This window comes from Streptomyces flavotricini (genome assembly GCF_020639365.1).
Classification (GTDB): Bacteria; Actinomycetota; Actinomycetes; order Streptomycetales; family Streptomycetaceae; genus Streptomyces; species Streptomyces flavotricini.
Genome location: NZ_JAINUL010000035.1, coordinates 1 through 239, shown reverse-complemented (window position 1 = coordinate 239; position 239 = coordinate 1). Strand labels below are relative to the sequence as shown.

The following is a 239-nucleotide window of genomic DNA, read 5'->3' as shown; positions in this document are numbered from 1 at the left end:
CGCACCCTCGCCCGGGACACCGACCTGTGGCACGACGACGTGTGGATCGTGGACTCCACACCCGTCGAATGCGCCCGCTCACGCCCCACCGTCAAGCGCTCCGCGCTGGCGGGCTGGGCCGGCTACGGCTACTGCCCCTCCCATTCACGCTTCTTCTGGGGCCTGCGCCTGCACCTGCTCTGCACACCCGGCGGCCTGCCCATCGCCTGGGCCCTGGCCAACCCCAAGGCCGATGAACG

General features: G+C 71.5%; 1 pseudogene. It reads left to right on the top strand.

Annotation, left to right across the window (positions count from 1 at the left end):
• A pseudogene (locus K7B10_RS40530) lies at nt 1-239 on the top strand (IS982 family transposase); the annotation flags it as partial.